General features: G+C 61.8%; 18 protein-coding genes and 1 tRNA gene. 9 read left to right on the top strand and 10 right to left on the bottom strand.

The window, feature by feature from the left end; all coding sequences use genetic code 11:
- The first annotated feature begins 154 nt into the window (after positions 1-154).
- From BLW21_RS17120 to BLW21_RS17110, 3 genes are all read left to right on the top strand, one after another.
- Positions 155-1039: a hypothetical protein gene (locus tag BLW21_RS17120; protein ID WP_092742351.1), complete on the top strand. Its 885-nt coding sequence runs from the start codon at positions 155-157 to the stop codon at positions 1037-1039.
- A gap of 132 nt (positions 1040-1171) precedes the next feature.
- Positions 1172-1957, top strand: coding sequence for a phosphatase PAP2 family protein (locus BLW21_RS17115; RefSeq protein WP_092742348.1), 786 nt, complete (start codon positions 1172-1174; stop codon positions 1955-1957).
- A 625-nt stretch (positions 1958-2582) separates the two neighbouring features.
- Entirely contained in the window at positions 2583-2855 is a 273-nt protein-coding gene (locus tag BLW21_RS17110; RefSeq protein ID WP_139255279.1) for a hypothetical protein, read from the top strand.
- Positions 2856-3317: 462 nt separating this feature from the next.
- On the opposite strand, the gene BLW21_RS17105 is transcribed toward BLW21_RS17110, so the two are convergent.
- Both BLW21_RS17105 and BLW21_RS17100 read right to left on the bottom strand, forming a co-directional pair.
- Positions 3318-4376: a ComEA family DNA-binding protein gene (locus BLW21_RS17105; protein ID WP_139255277.1), complete on the bottom strand. Its 1059-nt coding sequence runs from the start codon at positions 4374-4376 to the stop codon at positions 3318-3320.
- Between the two features lie 139 nt (positions 4377-4515).
- Positions 4516-5499: a hypothetical protein gene (locus BLW21_RS17100; protein WP_139255276.1), complete on the bottom strand. Its 984-nt coding sequence runs from the start codon at positions 5497-5499 to the stop codon at positions 4516-4518.
- Positions 5500-5626: 127 nt separating this feature from the next.
- Between BLW21_RS17100 and BLW21_RS17095 the strand changes: the two genes are divergently transcribed.
- Positions 5627-6208, top strand: a complete 582-nt coding sequence (locus tag BLW21_RS17095) for a DinB family protein (protein ID WP_175471024.1) — start codon at positions 5627-5629, stop codon at positions 6206-6208.
- Positions 6209-6276: 68 nt separating this feature from the next.
- Here BLW21_RS17095 and BLW21_RS17090 read toward each other — a convergent pair whose 3' ends face one another.
- Positions 6277-6993 carry a porin family protein gene (locus BLW21_RS17090; protein ID WP_092742333.1) on the bottom strand — a complete coding sequence of 239 codons (717 nt, stop codon included), beginning with the start codon at positions 6991-6993 and terminating at the stop codon, positions 6277-6279.
- A gap of 77 nt (positions 6994-7070) precedes the next feature.
- Positions 7071-7835, bottom strand: a complete 765-nt coding sequence (locus BLW21_RS17085) for a porin family protein (protein WP_139255274.1) — start codon at positions 7833-7835, stop codon at positions 7071-7073.
- 174 nt (positions 7836-8009) lie between these two features.
- Between BLW21_RS17085 and BLW21_RS17080 the strand changes: the two genes are divergently transcribed.
- Complete coding sequence (locus BLW21_RS17080) at positions 8010-14195, top strand: alpha-2-macroglobulin family protein (RefSeq protein ID WP_092742328.1); 6186 nt, start codon at positions 8010-8012, stop codon at positions 14193-14195.
- A 141-nt stretch (positions 14196-14336) separates the two neighbouring features.
- Positions 14337-14687 carry a hypothetical protein gene (locus BLW21_RS17075; RefSeq protein WP_092742325.1) on the top strand — a complete coding sequence of 117 codons (351 nt, stop codon included), beginning with the start codon at positions 14337-14339 and terminating at the stop codon, positions 14685-14687.
- Positions 14688-14777: 90 nt separating this feature from the next.
- On the opposite strand, the gene BLW21_RS17070 is transcribed toward BLW21_RS17075, so the two are convergent.
- The 5 genes from BLW21_RS17070 to BLW21_RS17050 all read right to left on the bottom strand — a co-directional run bounded on the left by BLW21_RS17070 (position 14778) and on the right by BLW21_RS17050 (position 18436).
- Positions 14778-15644 carry a hypothetical protein gene (locus tag BLW21_RS17070; RefSeq protein ID WP_092742322.1) on the bottom strand — a complete coding sequence of 289 codons (867 nt, stop codon included), beginning with the start codon at positions 15642-15644 and terminating at the stop codon, positions 14778-14780.
- 139 nt (positions 15645-15783) lie between these two features.
- Complete coding sequence (locus tag BLW21_RS17065; RefSeq protein WP_092742319.1) at positions 15784-16110, bottom strand: 2Fe-2S iron-sulfur cluster-binding protein; 327 nt, start codon at positions 16108-16110, stop codon at positions 15784-15786.
- Between the two features lie 92 nt (positions 16111-16202).
- Positions 16203-17219, bottom strand: coding sequence for an NAD(P)/FAD-dependent oxidoreductase (locus tag BLW21_RS17060; protein ID WP_092742316.1), 1017 nt, complete (start codon positions 17217-17219; stop codon positions 16203-16205).
- Positions 17220-17515: 296 nt separating this feature from the next.
- Positions 17516-17589, bottom strand: a tRNA-Arg gene (locus tag BLW21_RS17055).
- A 136-nt stretch (positions 17590-17725) separates the two neighbouring features.
- Entirely contained in the window at positions 17726-18436 is a 711-nt protein-coding gene (locus tag BLW21_RS17050) for a TVP38/TMEM64 family protein (protein WP_175471023.1), read from the bottom strand.
- A 183-nt stretch (positions 18437-18619) separates the two neighbouring features.
- On the opposite strand from BLW21_RS17050, the gene BLW21_RS17045 reads away from it, so the two are divergent.
- Both BLW21_RS17045 and BLW21_RS17040 read left to right on the top strand, forming a co-directional pair.
- Complete coding sequence (locus BLW21_RS17045) at positions 18620-19759, top strand: cystathionine gamma-synthase (RefSeq protein ID WP_092742310.1); 1140 nt, start codon at positions 18620-18622, stop codon at positions 19757-19759.
- A gap of 140 nt (positions 19760-19899) precedes the next feature.
- Complete coding sequence (locus BLW21_RS17040) at positions 19900-20274, top strand: hypothetical protein (protein WP_139255273.1); 375 nt, start codon at positions 19900-19902, stop codon at positions 20272-20274.
- A gap of 145 nt (positions 20275-20419) precedes the next feature.
- Here BLW21_RS17040 and BLW21_RS17035 read toward each other — a convergent pair whose 3' ends face one another.
- Positions 20420-21433 (bottom strand): OmpA/MotB family protein, encoded by a 1014-nt coding sequence (locus tag BLW21_RS17035; RefSeq protein ID WP_245711944.1) that lies wholly within the window; start codon positions 21431-21433, stop codon positions 20420-20422.
- A 224-nt stretch (positions 21434-21657) separates the two neighbouring features.
- Between BLW21_RS17035 and accD the strand changes: the two genes are divergently transcribed.
- A complete protein-coding gene (accD, locus tag BLW21_RS17030) occupies positions 21658-22533 on the top strand; it encodes an acetyl-CoA carboxylase, carboxyltransferase subunit beta (RefSeq protein ID WP_092742304.1) in 876 nt (291 codons plus the stop codon).
- Positions 22534-22551 lie beyond the last annotated feature (18 nt).

Below are 22551 nucleotides of genomic sequence, written 5' to 3'. Positions count from 1 at the left end.
GAAGAGAAAGAAAGGCAAGAGGCTGTAGGGCAAAAGCAACGGGCAAGCGCGGTAAATCTACACGGTTTTTCAACGCAATAAAAAAACCTGGCCGCGGAACGTGGCCGCCGGGGCTACGTATGAAGCAGCAGTGCCACCTAAGCTCTCCCTGCTCATGTCCGACGACGCCCAGAAGCCCGATACCACGCCCGCAAACCCCGCCAACGCGCTGCCGCCCGAACTGCGCACGCCGGCCAATACGCCCGCCGAGCAGCCCGTTGCCAACGACGAGTTCAACCACGACCAAAATGAGGTGTCCGGCGCCAGCCGCGGCGAATTTGGCCGCCAGTCGGACCACGGCGCAACCCAGGGTGGCTACGGTAACGAGGCCAGCCGCGGCGCCGATACATATGCCGGCCCGCCGGTGCAGGCTCCGGCCACCTCGGGCTACGAGGGCGAGCGGGCCCAGACGGAAGAGGGTTTCCCCTCGACTGAAAACGGCAGCTTCGGTACTGTGGCCGTGGGCGCCGGGCACGATGCGCCCGGGTCGGCGGTGGGTCCGCAGTTTGGTAACGACAACGACGCACCCAACGGTAGCGGATCGGCCTACGCTCCGAACTATGGCACTTCCTCGCTCGGGGGCCCGCCAAACCCCGCGCCCGAACCCGACGAAAAGCACCGCAATCAGCACGAAGACTACACCCCCGGCCATCCCGAGGGCGGCCCCGCGGGCCAGCGCACCGGTCAGGCGCCCAGCAACACCAGCTACGGCCGCGACGAAGCAGACGCTACTGCCCCCACCCACGCCGACCGCAGCGGTTACGAGGCTGCCGGCTCGCCCGATTCGGAGGGTAGTGAGTCGCAGGGCTTTGGCACAAAGGGCGGTTCCTACAACGATGAGTACGATGATTCGGAGCCGGATACCGTTGCCGGCTCGCCGGCCAAGGGTGATTTCGACCGGCAGCAGGCAGCCCGCAACTACGGTCAGGCATCCGATGAGCGCACCAACGCTTCCGACTCGCCCGATTACGGCGCGACTCCTGGCCCCCCTAAGCAGTAACCAGCTAGTTGAAACGTCGGCCCGCCCTGGCTGCCCTAAGCAGGGGCACACGGCGGGCCGATTTTTTGTTGGCCCGCTCGCTGGTAACTGGCCGCCGAATCGGTTATCTTCCGGGGCTCCAATGCGCTATTTATGAAGAATTCCGGTTTGCGTTCTGCCTGGCTACTGCTGTTACTGGGCCTGGCTCAGCCCGGAACCGCCCAGCCCTCTGCCAGCCCCCCCGATTCGGTAGTTGGCGCCCCGGTTGTGCGCCCGTGGCTGACCCGGCCCGCTGTGCTGCGCGTGGCCGTGCCTGTGGTGCTGGTGGCAGCAGGCTACGCGAGCCGCAACGAGAATTTTCTGGACGAGATGAAGGAAGAGGTGCGGGAGGAAACCCGCGAGAACTTCCCGCATTTCCGCACCTCCCTCGACGACTATACCCGGCGCGTTCCGCTGGCGGCGGCTTATGGCCTGTTTGCCGTGGGCTTGAAGGGCGAGCGGGGCGTGGTGCCGTTTTCGGCGTGCTTCGGGCTTTCGCATGCCTTGAGCACGGGACTGGTTAGCAACCTCAAGCGCATCAGCCACACCCAGCGCCCCGATGTGGCCGCCGATTTCAGCTCCTTTCCTTCGGCCCATACGGCCGATGCCTTCCTGACGGCCACGCTGCTGCACGAGCAATTCGGGCGGGGCCGCCCCTGGCTGTCGGTGGCCGGCTACACCGTGGCCACGGCCACTGGGGCCATGCGCATGCTCAACGACCGGCACTGGCTGACCGATGTAGTGGCCGGCGCCAGCATCGGCTTTTTGTCGGCCGAAACTGTGTGGCGGCTCTACCCCGCCGTGGCCCGCCTGCTGCCCGGCCACCTGGGGCAGAAGCTGCTGCTGCTACCCACGTACGCCCCCGGCGGAACCGTTGGCGCAGTATTGGTGGTGCGGTGAACCGGGACGGTTGGCGTTCCGGCTATCTGTTTCTCCACAAATGGGTAAGGCAAATCCTGCCATCAGTGACCAAAGCACCCTCGCATCCCAGAATAGGTTCGCGAAGCCTGGATATGCTCCATTGTTCAAGGAAGGTGGGTGTAAGACTAATGCCATAAGTGTCTCGCTAAGCGCTTTGGTGGAAGTAAATAAATAGGATTTCAGAGCGGTGGGAGATTTGCAAAGTCATTACCCTATCTTGGGATAGCCTTTTATCATAATACAAGTTATACCCACCGTCCCGGGAAAGTGGTGGTTTTTGATGGCTGGTTAGGTAGCAGTGAGAAGTAGTACTTTACCGTTTCTTCCTTTCTCTATGAAGTGTATGATTACATGTTATATCAGTGTCCGAAACATGCTATGCTTAGTTGTATTCCTAGCTGGTTGCCGGGCAGAACGAGTAGCATTTCAGTTTCAGCCGGTAGGGTCCACGATACAACAGGATTCTGCGGTGCAACCCCAATCGGGTAATTCAGTTGTAACATACAAAGCGGAGAAGCCGGTTATTAATCCTTTGCTACGAAGGGCTGCCCAACGATACCGGCCAACGAGCCATATGAACGGACAGGGTGACTTAGTTAAAAGTATGGTTGTTCGCCTTCCTATTGTCAAGCTCAAACATCATCGAGATGTAGCCCAAAACAAAAAGTATTGGCAACCTACCGATGGACATGAACTTGACGCGCTCTTTCGTCTATTAGCCTTAATTGGTATCGTACTCCTGCTACTTTTTGTTCTAGGGCTAGCCATTGGTTCTGCTGGGCTAGCCATAACTGCGGGCATTCTAACAGGACTTATGTTGACTTTCTTTATTGTCACTGATACATTTAGCCCTTTGCTGAAGGGTGAATTTTTCTAAAAACCGTCCTGCCTAGTGGAAATCGGGGTATAAATGCGGTACAAGCCCTTTCACGTGCTGCAAACGACTGTGCATAGCCCATAAACTGGTTCGTAACATTTTCCAAACGGTCGTTTAGAAAACGTTATAAGCGCTATTTACAGCTGAGTCTTATCCCGCCGCGGCGGTGCTGCCTTATGTTTCGGGCTCAATTAGCCAAACCAAGAACGTCCTGGACTCGCTTTCTTAAGCGCGAGAACATTTATGGAGAGTGCGATTAGCGTATAAAAGGTACTTCCAAAGGCAGCGCAAGTAATTTCCGCCCCGCCAGAAACAGGCCAGCAGGTAAAGCCGGTCCATCACGCCATAGTCCTGCCTAATGTTAGCCGCTTGGTCTGATAGCACTGGATTTATGCCCACGCTAATCCTGTCTGGAAAAGAAGCAGGAAAGGCACGCTTGAAGAGGGGTAGGGAGTCGGGAGGCTATTTTACTAATATATAGGGCAATAGTTTGTCGAAGGTGGCTTCGTCGAGGATGCGGATTTTCCGCAGGTCGTCGGCTTGCTGGAACGGGCCGTGCTGCTGGCGGTAGGCTACCAGCACGCGGGCCAGGCGCTTGCCCAGGTACGGGTGGGCCTGTAGCACTTCGAAGGAAGCGGCATTCACATCGAGGCGGGCCGGGACGAAGCCGGGGGCCACGAAGGTGTATTTGCGTAGGCTGTCGATGAGGTCGGGGGCGTCGCGCAGGGCAAAAATTTCGGTTAACTGGTCTTCCTGCCGGAAGCCGCCCAGCCGCTGGCCGTACTCGACCACCCGCCGCGCGTAGCCCCGGCCGATGCCCCGGATCTGCATCAGTTGGGTGGTGTCGGCCGCGTTCAAATCGAAGGCCGCCAGGTTGCGGGGCTTGGCCACGAAGCCCGGCCGGGCCTCGAAGGGCTTGCGCTCGGGAAAGCGGCCGTCCTTGGCGAACGTGCGCGGCGCGCGGGCCGGCAGCAGCTCGGGCAGCCGGATATAGGGCGCGAGTCGGGCGTAGGTGGTGTCGGAGAGGCCATAAGCTTTGCGCAGCTGCTCCTTAGCCCGAAAGCCGCCCACCACCGTGCGGTACTTCACCAGCCGCTCGGCCAGCCAGGCCGGCAGCCCCCGCGCCTGCCAGTCGCGGGCCGAAAACGTGTTGGGGTCGAAGGGAGCCAGCGGCACCTGGGGCACCCGCTCGCGGGCCACGTAGGCGCGGCGGGGGTAGCGGCTGGAATAGCGGTTTTCGAAAGCGGGCCGGGCCGTACGGCGGGCGGCCAGCTCGGCGGCCCAGGCATCGAGGCGGCGCTGGTCGGGGGCCGGGTTGTAGATGGGCAATGCGGGGCGCAGCAGCGGCGGCAGGGCCAGCAGCAGCCCCAGCAGCGCCAGCAGCACCACCAGCCCCGAGGTTTCGCGCCGCGAAAAGCCGAAGTAGCGCCGCACTGCCCGGCGCAGCCCCGCCAGCGGCCCGGCCGAATGCTGGCGACTACGACGGGCAGGCGGCTGGGGCCTTGGGGCGGCGGAAGGCATAACGGATACGGCTTAGCACTGGATAAGTCGCTCAGTTTAAGTTGAATTCCGCACAAAGTCAACTGCCGCGTCAACTGTCGCCGCGCCGTGCCGCGAAACCGACTTTCGCGGTACACTTTTGCTGTCAGGCACTTGCTGGTCACTCCCGCATCTTCACCTCCACCTCGTAGCGGTAGCGGGGCGGGCCGCCCAGCGGAATGGCAAAGAAGGGTAGGGCCACATCGTACTGGTCGGTGACGTAGAAAACCAGGTCGTTGGGGGCTTTGGAGAGGGTAGTGAGCTGGAAATCGAGCGAGAGGCCGTGCTCCTTGGCCACTACGGGGTGGGTGCTGGCCGCCCAAACGTTATTGCCGCTCACGATGGCCGGGTGGCCGTTTTTGGCCACGCTGAAAATCTTGAGCTGCACGCCGCCGTCCACGTCGAAATTGCTCTGCCGGATGCTCACCACCCGGTCGTTGACGAAGGGGTAAAGGTGAGTTTTGGCCCCCACCACGGGCGTAAGCCGGAACGAGTATTCGTAGGTAAAGGCGTTGCCGCCTTCCACGGCAATATTCTCGGTAGGCGAAGAGCTCAGAAAGTAGCGGTACAGGTTGCCATCGTCGCCGCGCAGGCCCTGGGCAATCAGCTTGAACACGTAGCCGTCGAACTCGGGCGTCAGCTCGCCCGCCAGGGGATTGAGGGGACCGAAAGTATACCAGCGGTTGTCGTAGGTGGGCTCGGCCCCGAAATTTTTCTGGGCCAGCAGTGTACCGGCGCGGTACTGGCCTTTGGGGCTGGTGGCGCGGGCATCGGGGGCCGAGTGGGCGTTGGGGCCGCCGTAGAGGCTGAAGTTGGTGGTGGTGTTCCAGCCGCCTTTCGGTTCGTCGTGTTGGCCACCGCAGTCGGGGTCGAATACGCGAATATAGACCGGCTGGCGCCTTTCCTTGGGCACCAGAAAAAAGAAGGTCTGGGTGAAGTCGTCGTCGCCCCAGCTGGGGTCGGCCTGGGCCCCAAACGTCATCAGGAAGGGTACATTCTCGCCCGGATTGGGCGCCGCCTGGGCGCGGGCCCGGCCCGCCGGCAGCAGCAGGGCCGCCAGCAGCGGCAGAATAAGCAGAACGGAGCGCGGAAAGAGCAAAAGCATACGCCGAAAGTAGCGGCTGGCCGGCAATTTCCCGGTGGCTGGTACCCAAATTGGCCGCCGGACTTTGTCGAACCGGCCGGCTTCGCGTATCATTACGGTACAAATGTGCCCACCGCTGCTTGCTGCTATGTCCGCTTATCCGCTTACGACTACCGAATTTCTGGATGCCCTGACCGCCGAGGTAGAGCGGATACGCGAGGTGGCCAGCCGCCGTTTTCGGCCGCTGAGCAGCGAGCAGCTCAACCGGGGGCCGGGGCCGGGGCGCTGGAGCGTGGGCCAGTGCCTGGAGCACCTCAACCTGATTGGCGGCCTGTATCTGCCGGTCATCAGCCGCAAAATTCAGGCGGCCCAGCAGCGCGGCACCCGCCCCGCCGGCACCGTGAAGCACGGGTATTTCGGCCAGAAACTAACGGCGGCCATGCGCGTGCCGGCCACCGAAACCCCACTCAAATCGCCCCAGCAGTACGCGCCCAGCGGTTCGCGGCTGCCCGGCACGGTAGTGGAGGTGTTCACCCGCCAGCTCGACGAGCTGAGCAACCTGCTCAGCCAGGCCCGGCGCATCAACATGAACGCCATCCGCATTCCCAACCCGGTTGTTCTGCTGCTACGCCCGCCGCTGCCCGATGCCTTTGAGCTGCTGGTTGAGCACCTCAAGCGCCACCTGCTGCAGGCCGAGCGCGTACTCGACGGGCTGATAGGCGGGGAGTAGCCGCCACTCTACAAAGCAACGCCCTGCCAGAGGTTTCCGGCAGGGCGTTGCTTTGTAGAGTGGTTCGATTAATTAGACCCGAAAAAGTAGCTCAGGGAAAACTGGATTACACGGTTGTGCGACTTGCTATCTGGCTTGGCCCCGTCAGAATCCTTGGGTACCATGTTGTTCAGGCCCAGCGAGTAGCCGGCCTGCACCTGGAACGGACCCGTTTTGTAGCCCACGCCTCCGTTCACGCCAAAATCGGGCTGGTTGAAGTACTCCGCATCCGAGTTGGATTTGCTCTTGCTGGCAAACTTAACTTTGTAGCTCTCCGACTCGCTGATTGTGGTGCCGGACTGGCTGACCGTATACTTCTGCTTGATTTTACCGCCCAGGCCGAAGCCTATGTAAGGGCCGGCAAATACCTGAAAGCCTTCCGTGCCGCCGGTGGTGTACACCAGGTTTACGGGTAGCTCCAGGTAGTTGAGCCGGGCCGTAGTTTCGGTGACGTTGCTGAAGCCTGGCGAGCTTTCATCGACGGTAACCTTAGTGCCCTTCTGCGAAAACAGCAGCGACGGTTGCAGAGCCAGATTGCCGAAGGCGGCGTTTAACGTAATGCCCGCCTGCGGCGCAACCAGCAGTTTAGTATCCAGGTCCGCGTCGTCTATATCTTCAAATTTGAAGGAAATGTCGGCCAGATTGAGGCCGATGCGTGGGCCGATGGTTACCTGGGCCTGGGCTAAGGTGGTGCCACCCAGGGCCAGAACGGCGGCAAGGGCGATGATACGGGTTGAAGTGAGCATAGCGGTAAGGAGCTGAGAGGGTGAAATTCTGCTGGAGATTTCCGGCAGGGCGTTGCTTTGTAGAGTGGTTCGATTGATTAAGACCCGAAAAAGTAGCTTAGGGAAAACTGGATTACCCGGTTGCGAAGCTTACCATCCGGCTTGTCGCCGTTAGAATCCTTGGGTATCATGTTGCCTAAGCCCAGCGAGTAGCCGGCCTGCGCCTGGAACGGCCCAACCTTATAGCCAACGCCGCCATTTACCCCGAAATCAGGCTGGTTTAAGTAAAGGTCATCTGAGTTGTTTTTCTCCTTGCTGGCAAATTTGACGTTAACCGTTTCCGACCCGCTTTCCGTTACGCCTGCCTGGGTAACCGTATATTTAGCCTTGACCTTACCACCTACGCCAATCCCCACGTAGGGCCCGGCAAAAACCTGGAACCCTTCTGTACCACCGGTCGTGTACACCAGGTTCACGGGCAATTCCAGGTAACCAAGGCGGTAAGTAGCTTCCGTCTTAAAGCTATCTGCTCCATCGCGCTCCTCTTCAGTTACTTTAAATCCTTTCTGCGAAAACAGCAGCGAGGGCTGAATGGCCAGATTGCCAAACGCCGCGTTCAGCGTAATACCGGCCTGGGGCGCGGCAATTAGTTTAGGATCCAGCTCCAAGCCGGAGTTGTCTTCGTTCTTAATAGAAACATTGGCCAGGTTGAGGCCGATGCGCGGCCCTACGGTTACCTGGGCCTGCGCCCAAGTGGTGCCACCCAGGGCCAGAACGGCAGCAATAGCAATGATACGGGGTGCAGTGTGCATAACAGAAAAATTTAAGGAGGTGAAATTCTGCTTTAGCAATTTATCGGCCACATCTTCTCTTCTTTATCAAGACAGAAGCAAATAGTTCACTTATCTTCTAAATAATTTAAAAAACGCTGATAAACAGGCATATAAAAAATATATTCTTGCGCTTGATGTGAAATTTAGTCTCTTTCATCATCCTGGTTTTAGTAAGCTACCTTCCTGCTACGTTTCCGTCCTTCTATGCGCTCCTTCCTGCTTAGCCTGTTTGCCCTGCTGATGCTGCTGACCCCCGGTTCTTCGCAAACGACTCCGCCCGACCGGCCCGGCGGCGGGCCCAACGCCGCCACGTGGCTGAAAATCGACCAGCTATTAGCCAAGGGCCAGACGGCCTCGGCCGCCAAACTGCTGGAGCCGCTCTATCAGCAGGCCCGCCGCCGGCCCGAGGCCGCGCCCGAATACGTGCGGACCTTGCTTTATAAGCTGCGCCTGCTCGAAAACAAAGAGGAGGAAGCCGATTACAAAGGAATTAAACTGCTGGAAGCCGACCTGAAAACGGCGACTTTCCCGGCCCGGCCAGTGCTACACAGCCTGCTGGCCCAACTCTACGCCCGCTACTACCAGCAGCACCGCTACCAGCTGTACCGCCGCACCGCCGTGGCCGGCCCCGATACGGCCGACGCCAGCCGCGCCGACCTGCGCACCTGGGACGTTAGCCGCCTCGGGGCCGCGGTGGTCGACCATTACCGCGCCTCCACTACCGATGAGCCCCGGCGCCAGCAGCAGCTGGCCCTGGCCAGCCTGGGCTACCTCAGCCGCGGGGCCGATGCCAAGGGCCGCGCCCGCCGCCCCACGCTGTTCGATTTGCTGGCCGTCCGAGCCGTGGAGGGCCTCAGCAACGACGAGTTCTACATCACCCGGCCCGCCCAGCAGTTCCAGCTCACCGACCCGGCCCTGTTCGGCCCCGCCGCCGGGTTCGTGCGCCTGAATCTGAAGGCCCCGGCCGCCGACTCGCTCAACGGGCAGTTCCACGCGTTGCGGGTGTTGCAGCAGCAGCTGGCGTTTCGGTTGCGCGAGGCCGGCAACCGGGTGGCGCTGGTCGCGGCCGAGCTGCAGCGCCTAGATTTTCTGGCCCAGCACGCACCCACGCTGGCCGGCAACGTGCAGGTGGCAGCCCTGCAGCGGCTGGCCACCGAGTACGCTGACTTGCCGGTGGGAACTGAGTTTCTGGCCCGCCTAGCCGAGCTGTATAAGCCCAACGACCCGGTGCAGGCCATAGCTGCGGCCCGCACCGCCGAAAAGCGGTTTCCAAAATCGTACGGGGCACAACGGGCGCGGCGGGTGCGCGAGGAGCTGGAGCAGCCTCAGGTAGGTTTTGGGGCTGATGCAGTGGTGCTGCCCAACCAGCCCTGGCGGCTGAGCGGCGGGGCCACCAACGTGCGGGCGCTGCACGCCTGGGCCTACCGCCTCACGCTGGCCGAGTGGGAGCAGTACAACGACTACCAGCGGCGGCGCGAGGTGCCCTTTGCCAGGCGCTACGCCCGTGCCCTGGCCCAGGCCCCCGCCGCCACCTGGACTATAGCGGTGCCGCCAGCCAAAGAGCCCTATCGAAGCCAAGAAATAACCGCCGCCGGCCCCGCTTTGCCGCTGGGCCGCTATCTGCTCGTCGTCAGCAACCAAGCCACCGACCCCACCCGCAGCCGGGCCGGCGGGGCCACGAGCTACGCGGTGCTGGCCGTGAGCGAGCTGAGCGCCCTGACCGACTACGACGAGCAGGCCCGCCAAACCAACGTGCTGCTGCTGCACCGCCAAACCGGCGCCCTGCTGCCCGATGTGCGGGCGCTGCCCACCTACGCGCGCTACAATCAGCAAACCCGCCAGCTCACTTACCGCAAGGGCGCGGCGCTAACCCCGGATGCCGGGGCCGAGCTACACCTGCCGGCCGCCGGCAACGAGGCCCGGCAGCAAGGCGGCGAGTACCTCGATCAGGTGCTGCTGACCCGCGGCGCCGACACGCTCAAACTCGGGGGCCTCGGCGGCTACCACCCCGACTACCACGACGAAGGCCCTGGCCGGGCAACAAACCAAACGTTTCTGTACACCGACCGCGCTATCTACCGGCCCGGCCAGACCGTCTACTTCAAAGCCATTCTCACCCGCAGCAAAGAAGGCCAAACCCAATTGCGAACCAACGAGCGGGCCACCGTCCAGCTGCTCGATGTAAACGGCCAGCAGGTGCAGCAGCTGGAAACCATGGCTTCGGAGTTCGGCTCGCTGCATGGTTCCTTCGTGCTGCCGGTGGGGCTGCTCAATGGCCAGATGCGGCTCCAGACGGAACATGGCAGCGTGAGTTTTTCAGTGGAAGACTACAAGCGGCCCACGTTTACAGTCAGCTTCGAGCCCGTGGCCGGGCAGCCGGCGCTGGGCCAGTCCATCACGCTGCACGGCACGGCCGTGGCCTACGCCGGCCAGCCCGTTGATGGGGCCACGGTGCAGTACCGGGTAGTGCGGCGGGTGCTGCTGCCCTTTTTCGGCTATGATGGCGGCTACGGCGGGGGCTATATAGGCCGCGGGGCTCCTGAAACGGAAGTAGCGCAGGGCACCACCCAAACCGATGCAGAAGGCAAATTCAGCGTCCCATTCACGGCCCAGGCCGGCGAACCGGCCGCCGGGAGCCGCTGGCAGCCGGGCAGCGTGTTTGAGGTAACGGCCGATGTAACCGACGCGGCGGGCGAAACCCGCACCGGCCAGCAGTCGGTGCTGCTGGGGCCGCAGCCCCTGAGTTTGCGGCTGCAGGTGCCGGCGCTGCTCGACCGCCAAAAGCTGCCGCCGCTGCGCCTACTGGGGCTAAGCGGGGCCGGCCAGCCGCTGGCCGTGCGCGGTATCCTGCGCCTGTACACGCTGGCCCCCAAGCCCAGTCCGGCCGGGGTGCCGGAAAACATTCCCGACGCCGAGAACCAACAGGAGTTGGTGCCGACGCTGCTGCGGCAGCTTCCCTTTGATACCGAACAGCTTGCGCTAACCGACCTGGCGGCGGCTCTGGCGGCTTTGCCCACCGGCCGCTACGAGCTACTGGCGCAGGCCAGCACCGCCGATTCGGCGCAGACCCGGAGCCGCTTCACGCTCTACGACTCGCAAGCCAAGGTCATTCCGTACAGCACGCCCGATTGGTTTGTGAATTTGCAGGACAGCGTGCGGCCGGGCCAGGCGGCGGCCGTGCTACTGGGCAGCCGCCACGCCGAAACCAGGGTGCTGCTGGAGGTGGAAGCCCGCGGCCAGCTGCTGCGTAAGGAGTGGCTGACGCTGGCCGCCAACGAGCAGCGCCGCCTCCGTATCCCTGCCGAGGCAAGTGCCGGTAATTACCAGCTATACATCCACACCACCCAGGTGCGCGACAACCGCCTGTACCGCCACACGGCCACAGTGCAGGTGGCCGAGCCGCCCACGCCGCTGGTGCTCAGCGTGGCCACGTTCCGCGACAAGCTGCAGCCCGGCCAGCGCGAAACCTGGCGCATCACCATCAAACAAGCAAATGGCAACCCGGCCGATGCCGAGCTGCTGGCCACGCTCTACGACCAGTCGCTCGATGCCTTCCGGCCCCACGCCTTCACGCCGCTCACGCTGCCCGGCCGCTACTTCGCGGCCCGGTTCGGTTGGCAGGGCCAGTTTGAAAGGACGAATTCGCGGGTGCTATTTCTGGGTAACCTGAGCCCCAACCCGCCAGAAATTAACTACCCCGAGCTGAACACCTGGGGCCTGTTTGGAAACCGCTACGCCTACGCCGTAACCGTGCAGGGCAACACTGATAACCCGGCGGATTTGAAGGGCCTGGCATCAGCAGAAATGGCGGATGCCACGGCCGCGCCGCGAATTATGCTCCGGGGTGTCTCATCGGCCAAGCTTGGCGAAGCGGAAGCCGTGGGCGGCGGCGCTTCTGGTGCCGCTGCCCAACCCGACCTCTCGGCCGTGCAGGCCCGCACCGACTTCCGCGAAACGGCCTTCTGGCTGCCCGCGCTGCGCACCAATGCCCAGGGCGAAACCGTGCTCGAATTCCAGATGCCCGAGGCCGTAACGCGCTGGCAGCTGCTGGCCCTAGCCCACGACCGACAGCTGAATTCGGGTCTGTTGCGCCGCGAATTGGTAACGCAGAAGAAGCTGCAAATAACGGCCAACGCCCCGCGCTTCTTCCGCGAAGGCGACCAGCTCATCTTTCAGGCCAAGCTCAGCAACCTCACCGATGCGGCTCTGGCCGGTACCGCCCAGCTGTTTCTGCTTGATGCCCGCACCCAGCAGCCGCTGGAGGCCCGCTTGCTGCAAAGCCCCGCCCAGCTGCCGTTCAGCCTGGCCGCCAACCAAAGCCGGGCCCTCAGCTGGAGCCTTACCATTCCGGAAACCGCCGAGGGCCAGCTGCCTTTGGAGGCCGTAACCTATAAGGTGGTAGCGAAGGCAGGGTTGTCAGTTGTCAGTGAGCAGTTGTCAGGCAAGCAAAAACGCCAGCGTCGCAAAAACGGCCTGACAACTACCAACCAACAACCAATAACTATAGAAGATGGCGAGCAGAACACGCTGCCGATGCTGCCCAACCGGCTGCTGGTCACCGAAAGTCTGCCGCTGCCGATTGTGGGGCCGGCTACCCGGGAATTTGAGTTGCAGAAGCTCACCAGCACCACCTCAGCCACCCGGCGCAACTACTCGCTCACGCTGGAAATGACGCCCAACCCGGCCTGGTACGCCGTGCAGGCGCTGCCCTACCTCATGGAGTACCCCTACGAGTGCTCCGAGCAGGTGTTCAGCCGCCTCTACGCCAACTTGCTGGCAGCAAAGATTCTGACCAGTAATCCGGCGCTGAAAACCACGCTGGCCGAGTGGCAGCGCGCCGCCCGGGCCGGCGACAAAGTAGCCCTGAGCAGTAAGCTGGAGCAGAACCAGGAGCTGAAAAACCTGCTGCTCCAGGAAACGCCCTGGGTGCGCGACGCCCAGAATGAAACCGAGCGCATGCGCCGTCTGGCCGAGCTGTTCGACGAGCCCCGCCTAAAGGCCGAAACCGCCCGTGCCCTGGCCAAGCTCCGCCAGCAGCAGCTGCCCGACGGCGCGTTTCCGTGGTTTGAAAAGATGCCCGCCGACCGCTACATTACCCAGCTCATCGTGGCCGGCTTTGGCAAGCTGCAGCGCCTGGGCGCTTTCGATGCCATGAAAGACGAGCAGGCCCGGCCGCTGCTACAAAGCGCGCTGGCGTATCTGGATGGTGAACTGCAGCAGGATTACGCCCGTCTGCGCAAGCAGCCCAAGGTCGATTTGAAGGCCGATAACCTGAACGATGTGCAGATCCAGGGCCTGTACGCCCGCAGTTTCTGGCCGGCGCCGGCCGTGCCCAAGGTGGCTCAGGCGGCCCATAGTTACTATCAGCAGCAGGCCGCCACCTACTGGCCCGGCCGCACCCGCTACCTGCAGGCCCAGACTGCCCTGGCCCTGCACCGCGCTAAAAGCCAGTCGGCGGCCGCCAGTCTTATCATGACCGCGCTCAGCGAAAACGCCCTGCACAGCTCTGAGCTGGGTATATACTGGAAAGACGTGCGCGGCGGCTACTACTGGCGCGAGGCTCCCACCGAAACCCAGGCCACCCTCATCGAAGCCTTCGACGAAGTAGCCAACGACCAGCGGGCCGTGGACGAAATGAAGCTCTGGCTGCTCAAGCAGAAGCAGGTGCAGAACTGGCCCAGCACCCGCGCCACCGCCGACGCCTGTTACGCCCTGCTGCTGCGCGGCTCCGACTGGCTGAAACTCGCTGCCGAGCCGCTCACGGTAACGGTGGGCGGCCAGCCCGCCCAGCCCACGAGCCAGCAGGCCGGCACCGGCTACTACAAAATCACCTGGCCCGCCGCCGAAATAAAGCCTGCTCAGGGCCGCGTAACGGTGCGCAAGCCCGATGCCGGCGTGGCCTGGGGCGCGCTCTACTGGCAGTACTTCGAGCAGCTCGACAAAATTACGCCTGCCGCCACCGGCCTGAGCCTGGAGCGCCAGCTTTACCGCGAGCAGCGCACCGCCGCCGGCCCGGTGCTGGAGCCGCTCACGCCCGCCACCCCGCTACGGGTGGGCGACGTGCTGGTGGTGCGCCTGGTGCTGCGCGCCGACCGCGACCTGGAGTACGTGCACCTCAAGGACCAGCGCGCCGCTGGCCTGGAGCTCATTGGCCAGACCAGCGGTTACCGCTACCAGGGCGGCCTGGGCTACTACGAGAGCCCCCGCGACGCGGCCACCAACTTTTTCATCAGCTACTTTCCCAAGGGTACCCATACGTTCGAGTACCGGCTGCGGGCGGCGCAGGCAGGCAATTTCAGCGGCGGCCTCTCGCAGCTGCAATGCCTCTACGCCCCCGAGTTCACCACTCATTCGGCCGGTACCCGGGTGAGTATAGCGGAGCAGCGATAGGGCCGGTGGCGGACCGGGCTTTTCGCCGCATACGGCCTTATAAGCCTGATTATGACCTGAATTCGACGATTGGGGTTGAGTTTGGCTGCCCGAAGCCGTACCTTTGCCCTTCGTTTACTGAAGGAAAGAAAGGAAAAGTTGATGCGTAAATTACTTGTGCTACTCTCCGCGCTGCTGCTTTGCAACGCCCCCGCCTGGGCCCAGGACGATGCCAAAGCGGCCGCCACTATTACCCCCACCAGCCTGCCCGGCGAAGAAGAACTGTCGGCCCAGGAGCGCGCCGAGCGCGACTTTCTGATGCCCGTGCGCCGCAAGCGCGCCGCCGCCCTCGAGGCAGTAGAAGAGAAGGCCCGCGCCGCTGAAGCTGCCATCGAAGCCGCTAAGGCCGCTCAGGTTGTGGCCGCAAAAGCAGCTGCGCCCGAACCGATAGTTGCGCCGGTCGAAGAGCGCAAAGTTGTTGTCAAGCGTAAATCTGGCCGTAGCCGCCGCTAAATCCGGCCGATTTCCACCAAAATTAACGCGCCGCCCGACAATAGTTGAGCGGCGCGTTGCGCTTAAAGGGAAGCTGGCCGACTGCCTGGCCTATTCGGTGGGCGGCTCCGAGAAGGTGGGCGGCTCCTCTTCAACCAACTCTTCGGGCGGACCGGCAGTGCGGCCGTAGCGGGGCGTATGGGGCGTAGCTCGTTCTCCGGCATGTCCTAAAAACCAGCTATAGCCCAGTTGCAGAGCCACATGCGAACCCCGGTCGCGGAGCACAAAACCGCCCTCCTGCGGCGTGCCGTTGGCTGCCAGGTAGGTCAGCCGCTGGGTGCGCGACTCCACCAAGGACTGCATCCCCTGCGCGTAATCCAGACTGAGCAGCAGGTTGCGGTTGGGAGTGAGTGCGTAGCGCAAGCGCACGTTGCCGCTGAGCCGCCAAATGCTGCGGTGCTGTTGATGGCTGGTGTACACCACCACCGGCCGGCCCGGTGCGGGCTGGCGCTGGCCCGGGTTGAACTCGTTCAGCCGGTCGGTAGGGTAGGGGCGGGCCAGCCACGCCACTCCGGCTCCCAGTGCTGCATCCAGGCTGAAGCGGGAGCCGAAAGTCAGTAAATCGGATCGGCGTAGGGCCAAACCAGTGTGCAGCAGCGGCCCCGGTCCTATTCCCGAAGACCGACTGCCGTTATCTACCTTGTACTTAATGCCTGGCTGCAGTTCGGTAAGTCCCAGCATAGTTTCGAGCGCCCATTGCGGAGCGAGTGGCCAGGCCAGCCGCAATTCGCCCGTGAGCCCGAACGTGTTGTCGGCCCGAAATGCGCGGGGCGTACGGGCGGAACGCGCTATGGTCGTCAGCGAGAAAGCCGGCCCGGTGCTCAAACTCAGCTGGGGTCGTGCCTGGGCCCAGGCACCTGCCAACGGGAGTAGTCCAACCAGCAGGCCGCCGGCTATTCGGTACGGATAAAAAGCCATTGGCTGCGGTAATAAGAGCGGCAAGAAAACAGGCCCGGCATCGGGCACCTGCTCCTAACGACGCCCTTATTCTCCCAGTGTAATGCCCCAACAAAAAAGCCGGCCCTTGGGCTGGCTTTTCCACTGCCAGATCAACTGTTCAGGCTTCCTGGGGCATCAGGCGCACTACCAGCCCATCAATCCGTGGGTTGAGGCGGATCTGGCACGAGAGGCGGCTTCCCTGGGTCATAACGGGCAAGCTTTCGAGCATGGCCAACTCGTCGTCGGAGGGCTCGGGCAACTCAGGGCCGGCCAGCACCTCCACGTGGCAGGTGCCACAGAGGGCCATTCCGCCGCAGGTGGCCTGAATGTCGTAGCCATCTGCCTTCATGAGTTCCATCAAACTCAGCCCCATGTCGGTGGGGCCTACAATTTCGTGGCGGTGGCCGGGAGACTCCTCCACGTACACCCGTACTTCGTCGGTCATGCTATTGGGAGCTGTTAGCTGAAAGCTGTTAGCTGTTAGCTTTCCGTCGAACGAAAAAAGCTAACAGCTAACAGCTTTCAACTAATAGCTAATTAAAGAGTGGGTACCCCGTTCACCGTAGTGTACTTGAGGGTGTATTTTTTATCGGGGTAGATGTACTTGAAGGCACCCTGGCACATAAGGGCGGCCTCGTGAAAACCGCACAAAATCAGCTTCAGCTTGCCGGGGTAGGTGTTGATGTCGCCGATAGCATAGATGCCGGGCACGGAAGTCGAGTAGTCGACGGTGTTTACTTCCACCGCGTTATCGTCGATACCCAAGCCCCACTCGCCAATCGGGCCGAGCTTGGGCGTGAGGCCGAAAAGCGGAATAAACGAATCGACCTCGACCTGCTGGGCCTCGCCGCCGTTGGCCGTGATGGTCACGGAATTCAGGCGGCCGTTGCCGTGTACGTGCGTTACGTTGCTGCTGAGTACCAGATTCACCTTGCCGGCTTCGTGCAACTTCTGCACCTTCTCGGCCGAGTCGGCGGCCCCGCGGAACGTGGTGCCGCGGTGTACCAGGGTTACCTCCTTGGCCACATTGGCCAGAAAAATCGTCCAGTCGAGGGCCGAGTCGCCGCCGCCGGCAATTACGAGGCGTTGGTCGCGAAACGTTTCGGGGTCGCGCACCATATAATGCACGCCCTTGCCATTTTCAAAGTTGGTCAGGTCCTCGATGGCAGGCTTGCGGGGCTCAAACGAACCCAGGCCGCCGGCAATGGCCACGGCTTTGCAGGCAATCCGGGTGCCGTCGGTGGTCACGAGCTCAAACGAGCCATCATCGAGCTTACGGAACTCCTCTACCCGCTCGCCGAGCGTGAAGGTAGGGTGGAAGGGCTCGATCTGGCGCATCAGATTCTGCACTAGGTCGCCAGCCAAAATCTCGGGGAAGCCCGGAATATCGTAAATCGGCTTCTTTGGATAGATTTCCGACAGCTGCCCGCCCACCTGGGGCAGGGCATCAACTACGTGGCAGCGCAGCTTCAGCAGCCCGGCCTCAAACACGGCAAACAGCCCCACCGGGCCGGCCCCGATAATGCAGATATCGGTGGAAATGGAATTGGTCATGTATAAGCAACGAAAAACGGAACATCTGGCCCGTGGGGGCCGTCTGCTTAACAACCAAACTGGCCAAATCGTTGGCTAAAAAGCCAAAGCATAGTCGGCGCCGGGCGTTACGCGGGCGCAAAGATACGCAGCCCACCCGCCTAAAGTCTAGCCTGCTAGTAAGTATTGGCCCGTCGTCTGACCACGGTCCCGATTAGTTGCCCGTCATTAGGAGGGCCCCGGCCCTGCGGAAGCTGATTGTGGTCGATAATGACCAATAAAAAAGCCCCACAGCGTAATGCTGAGGGGCTCTCTAGTGGTCACGTAAGGAGTCGAACCTTAAACCTTCTGATTCGTAGTCAGATGCTCTATCCAGTTGAGCTACGCAACCCTTTTTACCGTTATGCGGATGCGTTTATCCGTTTTGGTTGTGCAAAGATAGCAGCTAAAATCCGGGAGGCGCAAACCGGGAGGCAAAAAAAGTGTATTGCCAGCCTGCAAACAGCTGAATGACAGCCGGATTTTTTTTATTCGGATGCGCTGCCCCGCTCCAAACTCCGTTTCAGAGCCCGGGTAAACACAAAATACAGCCCGAAAGCTGATACGGCCAGTAGTACCGCTACCAAGGCTTTGCCTGCTGTACCTGTATCGGGATTTTGGATGAGCAGCAGCACATCCTGGGCTTTGGTGCCGAGCCAGTAGAAGAACAGCGTGCGGGGCAGCATACCGATAACCGAAGCCGTCAGGAACTGCCGCTTCGGCACGCCCATCACCGTCAGGATAAACGTGATGAGGGCGAAGGGCAGCACCGGCGAGAGGCGCGTAAGCAGCACCAGCCGCCAGCTGTCGGCCCGCATTTCGCCCATTACGGCATGGGCCTTCGGAAACTGCTCCAGCAGCCGGATGAGCTTGCCCTTGTCGAGATTATGGGCGATGAGGTAGCCTCCGTAGGCGGCCAGCATATAGGTTAGCAGCATGCCCGGGAAGCCCGGCCAGCCAAAGAAAAAGGCCGTAACCAGCACCACCACTGTGGTGTGGGTAAGCGAGAGCGTCATGGTAATGGCTACCACCACAAAATAGAGCAGCATGAGGCCTGGGCTGGGGTCGCGCAGCCAGTGCTGGTTTTCGTGCAAAGTCCAGGTCAGCACACTGTCGCCGACGATGGGCATGACCGTGAGCAGAACCAGGGCGGTGAGCGTGGATTTGTTCTGGTGGAACAGGGTTTTCAGAAACGACATAAAGGGTAGACCAGGGGAGAAGGCGCCGAATTGGGGGAGCCGCCGGGCTTTGCTGAACGTAATAACTGCACTAAAGGCTGTCCGGCTTTGGCCTGGGGCCCGTAAAGGCCCCAAAAAGAGCCTGACGAAAGCCGCGTACCTTTGTTGTTCCATTTATACTTGCCACCCGTTACTAGCCTACTGATGAAATTCGCAACCAAAGCCATTCATGCCGGTGTGCATCCTGACCCCGCTACCGGGGCCATCATGACGCCGATTTACCAGACCTCGACCTACGTGCAGACCTCGCCCGGCCAGAACAAAGGCTACGAGTACTCGCGCACCCACAACCCCACCCGCACCCAGCTCCAGGACGCGCTGGCGGCCTTCGACAACGGCAAGCACGGCCTAGCTTTCGCCTCGGGCATGGCCGCCATCGACTGCGCCATTAAGCTGCTGCAGCCCGGCGACGAAGTTATTTGCACCGACGATTTGTACGGCGGCTCCTACCGCCTCTTCACAAAGGTGTACGCGCCCTACGGCATCAATTTCCACTTCGTGCCCATGCACGACATGACGGCCGTGGAAGCCGCCGTGACCGAGCGCACCAAAATGATTTGGGTGGAAACGCCCAGCAACCCGCTGCTCAACGTGATTGATATTGCCGCCGCCGCCGCCGTGGCCAAGAAAGCCGGGGCCCTACTGGTGGTCGATAATACCTTCTCGACGCCCTACCTGCAAAACCCGCTCGATTTGGGCGCCGATATCATCATCTACTCGCTCACCAAGTACATGGGCGGCCACTCCGACACGGTGATGGGCGCGCTGGTGCTAAAAGATGACGAGCTGAACGAGCGGCTGGCGTTCTACCAGAACTCCTGCGGCGGCACACCCGGCCCCCAGGACTGCTTCCTGGTGCTGCGCGGCCTCAAAACCCTGCACGTGCGCATGCAGCGCCACTGCGAAAACGGCCGCAAAGTAGCTGAGTACCTCAACGCCCACCCTAAGGTGGACAAGGTATTCTGGCCCGGCCTCGAAAGCCACCGCAACCACGCCGTAGCTGCCAAGCAAATGCGCGACTTCGGCGGTATGCTCTCGTTCGTGCTCAAGGGCGATAAGCAGGCCGACGCCATTGCGGTGCTCGAAAAGTTTGAACTCTTCACGTTGGCCGAAAGTTTGGGCGGCGTCGAGAGCCTTTCGGGTCATCCCGCCAGCATGACCCACGCCAGCATTCCGGCCGAGCAGCGCCGCAAATCGGGCCTGAGCGACTCGTTGATTCGCCTGAGCGTGGGTATCGAGGATGCCGAGGATTTGATTGCCGACCTCAAGCAGGCTATTGGCTAATGGGGCGGTCCGGGGTAAGCTTCTTACTAGCACTGCTGCTGACTGCGTTTACGGCGCCGGCGCAACAGCCGGAAGCTGCCCTAGTGCCTTTCGCGCGGGCCAATGTGGTGCTGGTACAGACCACAGCCCCATCGGATTCCGTGTTGCAAATCCTGCAGCACTACCTGACGGAGCGGGGCTTCCTGCTCGATACCGTAGATGCCGGGCAGGGGCTGCTGACCACCACTGTGGCCGTACCTGCGCGCACGTTGGCCCAGCAGATGAAAATCCGGGCCTGCCAAACGCCCGCTGGGTGGCGGCTGACCGCACTGTACACCATAGAGGGTCCTTTAAGCAGCGCCACCGGCTTTCCGGCGCAACACCTGGGGTTGGAAAGTGCTCCGAATAAAACGGCGTTCCGGGCGCTGGAAGACGTTGCCCGGGCCCTGCCGCGCAGCACGCTCCGTTACAGCCGGGCCAAAGTCCGGTTCGGTGCACTGACCAAGCTGGAAGACGCCTTGAAAATGCCCTGGTAAAAAATGCGACATTTAAGCGCAAAAAAAGCCGTCTGCTCAATCAGGAGCAGACGGCTTTTTTAGTGTCCAGTTACTGAGACGAAGGCCAATATTAGGCTTGGTTCTTCGCAGCCAGAACTTTTTCTAAAGGCGGCAAGCGCATATTTTACTTGCTGCCCGTTGCCGAGTTCGAGTCGAGGATTTTGAAAAGCTCGTTGAGCTTGGGCGTGAGGATGATTTCGGTGCGGCGGTTGAGGGCCTTGCTTTCGGCCGTGGTGTTGGGGGCCACGGGCACGTACTGCGAGCGGCCCGAAGCCGTCACGCGCTCCGGGGCCACGCCGCCGGTGGTAAGCAAGCGGGCAATTTCGGTGGCTCGCAGCACGCTCAGGTCCCAGTTATCGGTCATCGAGCCCACGGCCCGGCTGAAGGGTACGTTGTCAGTGTGGCCTTCCACTACCACGTTCACGTCGGGCTGCTGCTGGAGCACGGTGGCCAGCTGGCGCAGCGCATCCTGGCCCTTGGGGTCTACTTTGGTTGAGCCGGTTTTAAACAGCAGCTGCTCGGAAAGCGATACGTACACCTTGCCGTTGCGCATTTCTACCTGCAGTTCGGTGCCTTTGAAGCCGCGTAGGGCGTTGCTCACACTGGCTTTGAGGGCATCCACGGCGCGGTCCTTTTCGGCCAGCGCCTTCTGCAGCTCGCCCAGCTTGGCCTCGCGGGCCGTCAGGTCCTGGTTGAGGCGGTCGATGTCGGCGCGGCTTTTCTTGAGGCTCTGGTCCAGCTCACCCAACTCGGCCTCGCGGCGGGCCAGATCCTGGGCTACCTTGTTGTAGTCGGTGGTTTTATTGGCCAGCGTCCGGTCCGAGTTCTTCAGCAGCCGGTCGTAGCTGTCGGTGAGTTGCTCGTAGAGTTGGCGGGTGCGGGCCAGGTTGCGGCCGGTTTCGGTCGAGTCGTCGGTAAGGCGGCGGTTCTGCAGCCGCAGCCGGTTCAGTTCTTCAGAGGCCTTTTTTAGTTCGGCTACGCCCTGGCGGTTCTGGCGCTCGGCTTCGGTCTTGGCCTGCTCGGTGGCCGCCTGGCGGGCGCGCAGGTCGTCGTACTTTTTCGAAGCCACGCAGCCGGGCAGCGCCATCGAAGCCAGGAAAGCGCCCAGAACTAGGGCGGAAGGGGAGAAGTTCTTCACCGCAAAAAGGAGTAGATAGCTAAAAGAAAAAAATAACCAGCCCGCAGCCGGCTTCCGGCAAGATACAGCCCGCCGGCCGCATCCGCCCTGTACCGGCGCCGGGGCGTGGTTTGCCCCGGCGTTTCGCGCTTCTGGATTCCGCCGTAACTTGCACGCCCCAACCCGCGCCGGCCCGGCCGGCATGGGCCCGTACTTCCTGTTGAATCCACGCCTTTCTGTTTCGTATGTCGTCCTGGTTTAATCGCAAAGAAAAAGGCATTGTAACGCCCACCGACCAGAAAAAGGAAACCCCCGACGGCCTCTGGTACAAGTGCCCCGAGTGCAAAACGGTGGCCACCATGGTCGAGCATAAGCGTCTGCTCTCCACCTGCGGCAACTGCAGCTACCACGACCGGATTGAGGCCGCCGAGTACTTCAGCTTCCTCTTCGATGATGGCCAGTTTGAGGAGCTGGACGCCGACATGCACTCGGCCGACCCGCTGAACTTCGTCGATACCAAAGCCTACCCGCAGCGCTTGGTAGCCACCGAAAAAAGCACCGGCCTGCGCGACGCCGTGCGCACGGCCCACGGCCAGCTCGATGGTCTGGGCCTGGTGGTGGCAGCCATGGACTTTAAGTTTATTGGCGGCTCCATGGGCTCGGTGGTGGGCGAGAAGATTGCCCGCGCTATCGACTACGCCCGGGAACACCGCCTGCCCTTCCTCATGATTTCGCGCTCGGGCGGCGCCCGCATGATGGAGGCGGGCTTCTCGCTGATGCAGATGGCCAAAACCTCGGCCCGGCTGGCGCTGCTTTCCGAAGCCGGCCTGCCCTACATCTCGCTGCTCACCGACCCCACCACGGGCGGTGTAACGGCCTCGTTCGCCATGCTCGGCGACTTCAATATTGCCGAGCCCGGCGCGTTAATCGGCTTTGCCGGCCCGCGCGTTATTAAAGAAACCATCGGCAAAGACCTGCCAAAAGGCTTCCAGAGCGCCGAATTTGTGCTGGAGCACGGCTTCCTGGATTTTATTGTCGACCGTAAGGAGCTTAAGGCCCGGCTGCACATGCTGCTCTCGATGCTGCAGACCGATAAAGGTGCTGGCACTGAGACTGCCTGAGCAAGCTAGCCTGCGTTT

The organism is Hymenobacter psychrophilus (genome assembly GCF_900107135.1).
GTDB classification, from domain to species: domain Bacteria; phylum Bacteroidota; class Bacteroidia; order Cytophagales; family Hymenobacteraceae; genus Hymenobacter; species Hymenobacter psychrophilus.
Note: the sequence above shows the minus strand (reverse complement) of the source record. Positions and strands in the feature narration are given on the sequence as shown.